We start from the raw sequence: 8,727 nt of genomic DNA on the forward strand, positions 1-8,727 counted from the left end.
CGACAACCTCCCACAACGCCGGGTAGGGGGGTGCCGGATACCACGCCCTCGGATTGACCCCCCGCACAGTCCCGCGCGCACACCGCGTGCGGTGGTGGGGAGCCCCGTCGGTGGACGGGGCACCCCACCGTGTTTCCGGCCGGCCGGGTCCTGTCGGCCTACAGCGCCACCCCGAGCAGGGCGTCCACCGCGCGGGAGACGATCCCTGGCGCGCCGGTGTCCGTGCCTCCCCGCTGCTCCTGGGTCACGGCCCAGCGGTCGACGGCGGTCAGTGCCGCCGGAGCGTCCAGGTCGTTGGCCAGGGCTTCGCGGATCTCGTCCACGAGGGCCTCGGCGGAGGGGCCGTCGGGGCGGGAGACGGCGGCCCGCCAGTGCCCGAGCCGGATCACGGCGTCCTGGAGGACCTGGTCGGTCCACTCCCAGTCGGCGCGGTAGTGATGGGCGAGCAGCGCCAGCCGGATCGCCGCCGGGTCGACGCCGTCCTGCCTCAGCCGGGACACGAAGACCAGGTTGCCCTTGGACTTGGACATCTTCTCGCCGTGCAGGGCGACCATGCCGGCGTGGACGTACGCCTTCGCCATGGGGAACTCGCCGGTGAGCACCTGGGCGTGCGAGGCGCCCATCTCGTGGTGCGGGAAGACCAGGTCGGAGCCGCCGCCCTGGACGTCGAAGCCCATGCCCAGGTGGTCGAGGGCGATGGCCACGCACTCGATGTGCCAGCCCGGACGGCCCCGGCCCAGCGACCCGCCGTCCCAGCTGGGCTCGCCCTCGCGGGCGGCCGACCAGAGCATCGGGTCGAGGGGGTTCTTCTTGCCCGGACGGTCCGGGTCTCCGCCGCGTTCGGCGGACAGCAGCCGCATGGCGGCGGCGTCGAGGTGCGAGACCTGCCCGAAGTGCGGGTCGGCCTCGACCGAAAAGTAGGTGTCGCCCTCGAGTTCGTACGCCGCGCCGAGGTCGCGCAACCGTTCGACGAGCGGGACGATTCCGGGTATCGCCTCCACGGCACCTATGTACTGCCGGGGCGGCAGCATCCGCAGGGCCGTCATGTCCTCGCGGAAGAGCTGGGTCTCCTGCTCGGCGAGCGCGGCCCACTCGACGCCGTCCCGCTCGGCCCGTTCCAGCAGCGGGTCGTCGACGTCGGTGACGTTCTGGACGTAGTGAACCTGCCGCTTGGTGTCGAGCCACACGCGCTGCACGAGGTCGAACGCGTTGTACGTCGCCGCGTGTCCGATGTGGGTGGCGTCGTACGGGGTGATGCCGCAGACGTAGATACGGGCTACGGGGCCGGGGTCGAGTGTGATCGGCCCCCCGGTCGCGGTGTCGTGAATCCTCAGGTCGCGTCCCTGTCCGGGCAGGGCGGGGACCTCGGAAGCGGGCCAGGCATACATGTCATGAGCGTAACCGGACCATGGTCCAGGATACGAACCGGAGCAGGCCGGACGACCGGGAAGGCACTCTTGCGCATCACCGCCGAAGGTGCAGGTGGCGTGCGTGCGGAGAGTGTGCGGGGCCGCCCCGGCTCGGCCTGGACCCGGCTGGGACAGAAGCCGGCTCGGCCCGGGTCCGAACCACCGGACTCGGGCCGGACCGACGGGCCCGGGTCACTCCACCGGGGCCGGGGCGGCCCGGGGCGGACCGGCGAGCCCGGAGCGAAGGGGCGGGTCTGGGGCGGAGGGGCGGGTCGGGTCAGACCGGGGGCCAGGGGATGGCCGGCCAGTCGCCGCCGGGTTCCGGATGGGTACCGGTGGCGAGGAGGGACGCCACGCGCGCGCGTGTGGCGTCGATCTCGGCGGGGGTGATGTGCGCAGCCAGTGAGACGGCCAGCGGGCCGCCCTCGGCGAGGGCCTTCCCGAGGGCCTCGAGGACCTCGCGCGCCTCCCCGGTCAGGGGCTCTCCCGCCCAGCCCCACAGCAGGGTGCGCAGCTTGTCCTCGGCGTTGAAGGTGACGCCGTGGTCGATGCCGTGGAGCCGGCCGCCCCGGGTGGGCAGGAGGTGCCCGCCCTTGCGGTCTGCGTTGTTGATCACCGCGTCGAGCACGGCCAGCCGCCGCAGCCGCGCGTCGTCGGCGTGCACGAGCAGCGCGGTGCGTCCCTCGCCCACCTCGGCGAACCCGATCGCCTTCCAGCCGGGTCCGGGTTCCTCCCGGTCGACCAGGGCGAGGAGTTCCGCGTCCGGGGCGGTCTCGATCCACAGCTGGCACATGCCCTCGCCGTGCGGCCCGTCCCGCAGCACGGTGGGCGGCACCAGTCCCCAGCCGGTCGCCTCGGAGACCAGGTACGCCGCGACCTCGCGCCCGGCGAGCGTCCCGTCCGGGAAGTCCCACAGGGGCCGCTCCCCCGCGACGGGCTTGTAGACACAGGCGGCCTCGCGGCCCTCATGGGTCACGGTGCAGTACAGCGCCGCGTTCGACGCCTCACGGATGCGTCCGCGCACGGTCAGCTCCCCCTCGGAGAGCAGCAGCACCGCGGCGGCGGGATCGATGGGGCCGGCGGAGTCGTCGGTGGTCACGCTCCGCGTCGGTATCCGTTCTGACGCGGACACACGTGTCCTTCCGGGTCGAGGGGGAGGCTGCACAGCGGGCACGGCGGCCGGCCCGCGTTGACGACCTCGAGGGCGCGCCTGGCGAACGCACGGGCCTGGACACCGGTGAGCCGGACCCGGAGCATCGGGGGCCCGTTCTCCTCGTCCTGGAGCAGCCGCTCCTCCGCCTCGGCGAGGTCCTCCTCGGATTCGGCGTCCAGTTCGACGAGCGCCTGCGCCTCGACGATCATGCACTCCTCCTCGCCGTCCCAGGCGAGCGCCATGGTGCCGACGCGGAACTCCTCCTCCACGGGGGCGTCCAGCGGGGCGGTGTCGGCGATCTCCGCCGGTGCCACGGCGGGCACGGCGGCGCTGCCCCCGCTACGGCGTACGACCTCGTCGAGGAGTTCGTCCATGCGCTCGGCGAGTGCGGCGACCTGGGTCTTCTCCAGGGCCACGCTGGTCACCCGGGAGCCGGCTGAGGCCTGGAGGAAGAACGTACGGCGCCCTGGCAGTCCGACCGTACCGGCCACGAAACGTTCCGGTTGGTCGTAGAGGAACACCTGACGGGACACGTCCTGTCTCCATTGAGAGTTGTGGGTACCTGTATCCGCGGCGCTGCCGCGACGGCTTCACCCTACTGCGGCCGACGATCACGGTGCGCCCGCGCCGCCGCCCACCGGGGCGTCGTCGGCGGGCGGCTCGCCCTGGGGCGCCAGGCCGGCGAAGTCGCCGGTGTCGCCGAGCCGGACGAGATAGGGGCGCAGTCGTGTGTACCGGATCGCGGTGATGGAACAGGGGTCGACGGAAATCCGCTGGAAGAGGTCGAGATGAAGTCCGAGTGCTTCGGCGACGAGGGACTTGATGATGTCCCCGTGCGAACACATGAGGTAGACGGCGTCGGCGCCGTGGTCGCGCTCCACGCGCGCGTTCCACTCGCGTACCGCCTCGGCGGCACGTGTCTGCATCGCGCGCATGGATTCCCCGCCGGGGAAGGCGGCGGCCGACGGATGGGCCTGGACGACCTCCATGAGGGGCTCGTCCTTCAGCTCGGCGAGCTTGCGGCCCGTCCAGTCGCCGTAATGGCACTCCCCGATGCGGTCGTCGGTGTGGGCGGTGAGGCCGGGCCGGGTGTCCAGGAGCGGCCGGATCGTCTCCTGGCAGCGCTGGAGAGGGCTGGCGACGACCTCGGAGAGGGGCAGGGCGGCGAGCCGCCCGGGCAGGGCGGCGGCCTGCGCGGCCCCGCGTTCGTCGAGGGCGACGCCGGGCGTCCAGCCGGCGAGCAGTCCCTCGGTGTTGGCGGTCGACCGTCCGTGCCGGACCAGGAGCAATGTGGGCATGCGCCCCAGGGTAGGCGTACGCGCGGATGCGTGGCCGGGCGCGTCGCGAGATGCGCTGCCCGGTGCGGTGGTGCCGGATGTACCGGCCGGCCGGTGAAGGGAGAGTGCGCTCTGTGATCGTTGACTGCGCCGTCTACCGGGAGGGGCACCGGACGGAGGGGCCCGACGACTTCTCCGACGCGCTGGAGCAGGCGCGGGCCTCGGGCGGCTTCGTGTGGATCGGGCTGCACGAACCGACGGAGGACGAGTTCGACCTGGTCTCCCAGGAGTTCGGGCTGCATCCGCTGGCGGTCGAGGACGCCCTCAAGGCACACCAGCGGCCCAAGCTGGAGGTGTACGACGACTCGCTGTTCGTGGTCCTCAAGCCGGTCGCCTACGAGCCGGACAGCGACACCGTCTCCAGCGGCGAGGTCATGATCTTCCTGGGTGACGCGTTCGTGGTGACCGTCCGGCACGGCGAGGGCTCCCCGCTGGACGCCGTACGGAGCCGTCTGGAGCACGCGCCGGAGCTGCTGGGGAAGGGGCCGACGTCGGTGGTGTACGCGATCGCCGACGCGGCCGTCGACCACTATCTCGACGTGGCGACCGAGCTGCAGACCGACCTCGAGGAGCTGGAGGCGGAGGTCTTCAGCCCGGACGGTGCCGGTGCGCGGCACACCGCGTCCCGGATCTACACGTTCAAGCGGCAGATCCTGGAGTTCCGCCGGGCGACCGGGCCGCTGACACAGCCGATCGCACGGCTGTCGGGGGCGGGCGCGTTCGGTGCGGCGGTGCCCTTCGTGTCCAAGAAGGCGCGGCCCTTCTTCCGTGACGTGCACGATCACCTCACGCGCGTGAACGAATCCGTGGAGAGCCTGGACCGGCTGGTGTCGGACATCCTCTCGGCGCATCTGGCCCAGGTGAGCGTCCGGCAGAACGACGACATGCGGAAGATCTCCGCGTGGGCGGCGATGGCCGCGGTCCCCACGATGCTGGCGGGGATCTACGGCATGAACTTCGAGCACATGCCGGAACTGCGGTGGGAGGGGTCCTATCCGGCGGTGATCGTGGTGATGGCCGTGCTGGAGGTGCTGTTGTACCGGTTGTTCAAGCGGCGTGGCTGGTTGTAGCGGGAGGGCGGGCCGGATGCCGGACGCGGCCGGCGGCGCGGCCACGTAAGGCATCGGCTCCGTCGGCGGCTCAGGCGACCCCGGGTGCCGTGCCCGCCGGGCCGCCCAGGGCGTTGCGGCGGTCCGGCATCCTGAGCGAGACCATGCGGCGCCAGCCGCCCAGGCGCTCGTAGACGTACACCGCGTGGATGCCGGCCGCCAGGAGCGTCGCCCTGGCCCGGGACCAGCCGAGGATGCGGCCCATCCGGTCCATCACGGCGAGGCTGACGTCCCGGTAGACGCGGATCTCGGCGAGCGCGCTCGCGCGCAGGGTGCGCTGGATGGCGCGGCCGTGTCCCGCGTAGGCGAAGCGCAGCAGTTCCTCGTGGCAGTAGGCGAGGTGGTTGTCCTCGTCCTCGGAGATCATCCTGACCGCGCGGCCGAGTTCGGGGTGGTCGCAGAAGTGCTTGCGGAGCAGTTCCATCTGCTCGCAGGCACGCTGTTCGGTGACCCGGCTGTGGGCGAGGTAGGTGACGATGTCCTCGACGGCGAGCGGCTCCCCGTGCCTGAGCTTGTCGTGCGCCAGGCCGATGCCGCCGCGCTCGAGGAGCATCGTGTAGTCGGTCTCGGGCGGGACGGGGACGGGCTGCACACCGCGCTTCTTCATCAGGGCGTTGAAGATGCGGCCGTGCTTGTCCTCGTCTGCGCCGTGCCGGGTGATCTTGGGGGCGAGCGCACGCTGGGACTCGGGGACCAGCGCGGCGATCCGGGCGTTCTCCCAGCCGCCCTGGGACTCGCCGCTGGCGGCGATGGAGCAGAACAGCGCGAAGGACTCGTCGTCGTCGAGGATCTCCTGGAACAGGCTTCTGGCCGAAAGCATCATGGGCCCCTCTCCACAAGGATTCCGCACGTTCCGCGGTCCCGCGGTTCCGCGGTCATCGGCCGCCGCTGCGGCGCTCCGCGGTACCCGCGGTGGTCCGAAGTGGTCCGAAGTGGTCCGCAAAGAAGGAGTCAAATGCGAGGAGGGGCGCACGGCAACAGGGGCGGCCGGCAACTGCGCCGAACAGAGGACGGCCGAGGGGACGCCGGGGCGTAACCGCGAGGGCCGCCGGGCGTTGTTGTGGGTGACGGCCGTGGCGGGGAAGACCCCCGAGCCCCCACCACGGCCGTGGAACCTTCGCCGCCTGCCGGCGCGGTACTACGCGAGGCCGGCGCGCTCCAGGGCCTCGGTGCCGGCGCGCAGCGACGCGAGGCGCTCGTCGAGGGTGAAGCCCGCCGGGGCGAGGGTGAGGGTGGTGACCCCGGCCGCCGCGTAGGCCTTCATCCGGTCCGCGACGCGGTCCACGGAACCGAGGAGCGTCGTGGAGTCGATCAGGTCGTGCGGTACGGCCGCGGCGGCACCCTGCTTGTCGCCGGACAGGTACTTGTCCTGGATCTCGGCGGCCTCCCGCTCGTAGCCCATGCGCCCGGCGAGCTGGTTGTAGAAGTTCTGCTTGCGGCTGCCCATGCCGCCGACGTACAGCGCGGTGTAGGGACGGAAGGTGTCGGCGAGGGCGGTGACGTCCTTGTCGTCGCCGACGGCGAGGGGCAGGGTGGGGCAGATGTCGAAGCCCTCGAGGGTCTTGCCGGCCTTCTCGCGGCCCGCCCTCAGGTACGTGACGGCGGTGTCCTCGAGGTGGTCGGCGGAGGGGAAGATCAGCAGGGCGCCGTCGGCGATCTCGCCGGTCTGCTCGAGGTTCTTCGGGCCGATCGCGGCGATGTAGAGGGGGATGTGCTCGCGCTGCGGGTGCACGGTGAGCTTGATGGGCTTGCCGGGCCCGCCGGGGAGGGGCAGCGTCCAGTGCTCGCCGTCATGGGTGAGGCGCTCACGCGTCATGGCCTTGCGGATGATCTCGACGTACTCGCGGGTCCGGGCGAGCGGCTTGTCGAACTTGACGCCGTACCAGCCCTCGGAGACCTGCGGGCCGGAGACGCCGAGGCCGAGGCGGAACCGGCCGCCGGAGAGGGAGTCGAGGGTGGCGGCCGTCATCGCCGTCATCGCGGGCTGACGGGCCGGGATCTGGAAGATGGCCGAACCCACGTCGATGCGTTCGGTCTGGGCGGCGACCCAGGTGAGCACGGTGGCGGCGTCGGAGCCGTAGGCCTCGGCGGCCCAGCAGACCGCGTACCCGAGGCGGTCGGCCTCCTGCGCCACGGCGAGGTTGTCCGCGTCCATTCCGGCACCCCAGTAGCCGAGGTTGATCCCGAGCTGCATGGCCGTCTCCCCTTACCGATCAGTAACGTCGCTTGTGCGGAGACCTTATACCGCGGGGGCCTGGCGGGGCAGGCGGCGGCCGCGGCCTGCGTCCGGACGGGGCCGGGGCGGCCCGGTGCCTGGGAAATCCGTTGTCCACGGGTACCCACACCACAAGGTCCGGCCAGTAATCTCGGCGTTCATGGAGCAGAGGCATCTCGGCCGTACCGGCCTGCGCGTGTCCCGGATCGGCCTCGGGACCCTGACCTGGGGCCGGGACACCGACGAGCACGACGCCGCGGACCTCTTGAAGACCTTCTGGGAGGCGGGCGGGAATCTCGTCGACACCGCCGACGTGTACGGCGACGGGGAGGCCGAGTATCTGCTCGGGCAGCTCATGGACGGGCTGGTGCCGCGCCGTGACCTCGTCATCTCGACGAAGGCCGGGAGCGTGCCGGACCCGGCACGCAGGGTCGACGGCTCGCGCGGTCATCTGCTCTCCGCGCTGGACGCCTCGCTCGCGCGCCTGGGCACCGACCACGTCGACGTGTGGCACATCCACTCCTACGATCCCGCCACCCCGCTCGAGGAGACGCTCCAGGCCCTCGACATCGCCGTCGCCAGCGGGCGGGCCCGCTATGCCGGCGTGTCCAACTTCTGCGGCTGGCAGCTGGCCAGGGCGGCGACCTGGCAGCTCGCCGCGCCCGGCTCGCGGGCCCGGCTCGCAAGTACCCAGATGGAGTACTCGCTGCTCCAGCGGGGCGTGGAGCGGGAGGTGCTGCCGGCCGCCCTCGACACCGGGATCGGGATGATTCCCTCGTCGCCGCTCGGGCGGGGCGTGCTCACCGGCAAGTACCGGGGCGCCGCCGTGCCGCCGGACTCGCGGGGCGCCTCCGCGCATCTGGCGCCGTTCGTGGAGCCGTATCTGGACGACACGGCGAGCAGGATCGTGGACGCGGTGACGACGGCGGCGGACGGGCTCGCCGTGACCGCGCTCCAGGTGGCTCTCGCGTGGGTGCGGGACCGGCCGGGCGTGACCGCCCCCGTCGTCGGCGCGCGCAACGCACAGCAGCTCACGGCGGCGTTGTCGGTGGAGGCGCTTAGTCTTCCTGACGAGATCTGCCGGGCGCTCGACGATGTGTCGGCGCCCGTGCACCGCTATCCCGATCACGACTGGAGCACGCTGTGAGCACGGAGCCGCCCGAGACCACGGAGGACGCCGAGCCGGGGACGCCGGGCGAGGCCGCGGACGCCGCGGACGCCTCCCCCGGGACGCCGGTGGAGTCGGAGAACGCTGCGGCGGAGGGCGGGCAGGTGCCCGGGGCGCAGGTGTCCGAGGCCGAGGCCGAGTTGCTGGCGCAGCGGGCCGAGCGGGAGCGGATCGAGCGGCGGAAGGCGGAGCGACAGGGGCCGATCGAGGCCGGCGGCAAGCTGAGTGGCACGGCGGCCGATCTGCTCGCCGCCGTACGGGCCGTGGAGAGCGGCGAGAAGCCGGAGGCCGAGGAGCCCCGGCCCGCACCGCGGGGGCCCGCTCCCGAACCGGTGC

General features: G+C 72.5%; 8 protein-coding genes and 1 pseudogene. 3 read left to right on the plus strand and 6 right to left on the minus strand.

Annotated features, from left to right (window positions below):
* Window positions 1-158: 158 nt before the first annotated feature.
* From mshC to ACFWVE_RS34025, 4 genes are all read right to left on the minus strand, one after another.
* Window positions 159-1,388, minus strand: coding sequence for a cysteine--1-D-myo-inosityl 2-amino-2-deoxy-alpha-D-glucopyranoside ligase (gene mshC / locus ACFWVE_RS34010; protein WP_384022812.1), 1,230 nt, complete (start codon window positions 1,386-1,388; stop codon window positions 159-161).
* A 298-nt stretch (window positions 1,389-1,686) separates the two neighbouring features.
* The gene (locus tag ACFWVE_RS34015) at window positions 1,687-2,508 is read right to left on the minus strand and encodes an SCO1664 family protein (protein ID WP_384022815.1); all 822 of its coding nucleotides are present in this window, start codon (window positions 2,506-2,508) and stop codon (window positions 1,687-1,689) included.
* Window positions 2,505-3,095 carry a DUF3090 domain-containing protein gene (locus tag ACFWVE_RS34020; protein ID WP_384022818.1) on the minus strand — a complete coding sequence of 197 codons (591 nt, stop codon included), beginning with the start codon at window positions 3,093-3,095 and terminating at the stop codon, window positions 2,505-2,507. Before ACFWVE_RS34020 ends, ACFWVE_RS34015 begins: the two co-directional genes overlap by 4 nt.
* A gap of 78 nt (window positions 3,096-3,173) precedes the next feature.
* Window positions 3,174-3,860, minus strand: a complete 687-nt coding sequence (locus ACFWVE_RS34025; RefSeq protein ID WP_384022821.1) for a histidine phosphatase family protein — start codon at window positions 3,858-3,860, stop codon at window positions 3,174-3,176.
* 113 nt (window positions 3,861-3,973) lie between these two features.
* Between ACFWVE_RS34025 and corA the strand changes: the two genes are divergently transcribed.
* Window positions 3,974-4,969, plus strand: coding sequence for a magnesium/cobalt transporter CorA (corA, locus tag ACFWVE_RS34030; protein WP_384022824.1), 996 nt, complete (start codon window positions 3,974-3,976; stop codon window positions 4,967-4,969).
* A gap of 70 nt (window positions 4,970-5,039) precedes the next feature.
* Here corA and ACFWVE_RS34035 read toward each other — a convergent pair whose 3' ends face one another.
* Entirely contained in the window at window positions 5,040-5,828 is a 789-nt protein-coding gene (locus ACFWVE_RS34035) for a ferritin-like domain-containing protein (RefSeq protein ID WP_384022833.1), read from the minus strand.
* 318 nt (window positions 5,829-6,146) lie between these two features.
* Complete coding sequence (locus ACFWVE_RS34040) at window positions 6,147-7,202, minus strand: LLM class F420-dependent oxidoreductase (protein ID WP_384022827.1); 1,056 nt, start codon at window positions 7,200-7,202, stop codon at window positions 6,147-6,149.
* A gap of 181 nt (window positions 7,203-7,383) precedes the next feature.
* Here ACFWVE_RS34040 and ACFWVE_RS34045 point away from each other — a divergent pair, with 181 nt between their 5' ends.
* Together ACFWVE_RS34045 and ACFWVE_RS34050 are read left to right on the plus strand one after the other, a co-directional pair.
* Entirely contained in the window at window positions 7,384-8,370 is a 987-nt protein-coding gene (locus ACFWVE_RS34045) for an aldo/keto reductase (RefSeq protein WP_384022830.1), read from the plus strand.
* A pseudogene (locus tag ACFWVE_RS34050) lies at window positions 8,367-8,727 on the plus strand (DNA helicase RecD); the annotation flags it as partial. The gene ACFWVE_RS34045 and the pseudogene ACFWVE_RS34050, both read left to right, overlap by 4 nt.

It is taken from the genome of Streptomyces sp. NPDC058632 (assembly GCF_042717095.1).
Classification (GTDB): Bacteria; Actinomycetota; Actinomycetes; order Streptomycetales; family Streptomycetaceae; genus Streptomyces.

Excerpts from the sequence above, each read along its gene's own strand:
- mshC (WP_384022812.1), bottom strand. The coding sequence starts at position 1,388 with ATGTATGCCTGGCCCGCTTCCGAGGTCCCCGCCCTGCCCGGACAGGGA.
- ACFWVE_RS34025 (WP_384022821.1), bottom strand. The coding sequence starts at position 3,860 with ATGCCCACATTGCTCCTGGTCCGGCACGGACGGTCGACCGCCAACACC.
- ACFWVE_RS34035 (WP_384022833.1), bottom strand. The coding sequence starts at position 5,828 with ATGCTTTCGGCCAGAAGCCTGTTCCAGGAGATCCTCGACGACGACGAG.
- ACFWVE_RS34040 (WP_384022827.1), bottom strand. The coding sequence starts at position 7,202 with ATGCAGCTCGGGATCAACCTCGGCTACTGGGGTGCCGGAATGGACGCG.
- ACFWVE_RS34045 (WP_384022830.1), top strand. The coding sequence starts at position 7,384 with ATGGAGCAGAGGCATCTCGGCCGTACCGGCCTGCGCGTGTCCCGGATC.